The organism is Nonomuraea rhizosphaerae (assembly GCF_019396405.1).
Taxonomy (GTDB): Bacteria; Actinomycetota; Actinomycetes; order Streptosporangiales; family Streptosporangiaceae; genus Nonomuraea; species Nonomuraea rhizosphaerae.
Map to the genome: position 1 here is coordinate 1 of NZ_JAHKRL010000181.1, position 557 is coordinate 557.

The following is a 557-nucleotide window of genomic DNA, read 5'->3' on the forward strand; positions in this document are numbered from 1 at the left end:
CCGTGGCCCAACCACCTTGTGTGGGGGGAGCGGTCGAAGGTGGGGCTGGCGATTGGGACGAAGTCGTAACAAGGTAGCCGTACCGGAAGGTGCGGCTGGATCACCTCCTTTCTAAGGAGCACACGACCTCTCTCCGCAAGGAGAAGGGGTCCATGTCACGGTCATCAGCGAACGTCTGATGCGTGACGGCTCACTAGTGGAGCACTGGCTACTCAACCAGGCCGTCTGCTACGGGCCTGCCAGTACCGCCCGCCCCTCTTCGGGGGTGTGGGAGTGGGAACGCGGAGCTTGTTCGGCCGGCTGGTTGGACACACTGTTGGGTCCTGAGGAAACGGACATCAAGGCAAGCTCGCCTCTAGCCAGGTGGGCTTGCTGTCTGTTGGGTCCTCGGTACAGGGCCGGTGAGCCATCCCTGCAAGGGGTGGGGAGCTGGTTGCTGTTTGTTGTTTGAGATTTGCATAGTGGACGCGAGCATCTTTGTGGCCAAGTTTTTTAGGGCACACGGTGGATGCCTTGGCATCAGGAGCCGATGAAGGACGTGGGAGGCTGCGTTAAGC

Annotated in this window: 1 rRNA gene; it reads left to right on the top strand. The window is 60.7% G+C overall.

From position 1 onward, the window contains the following. Positions 1–111: ribosomal RNA gene (locus KME77_RS08995) — 16S ribosomal RNA — on the top strand; the annotation flags it as partial. Positions 112–557 lie beyond the last annotated feature (446 nt).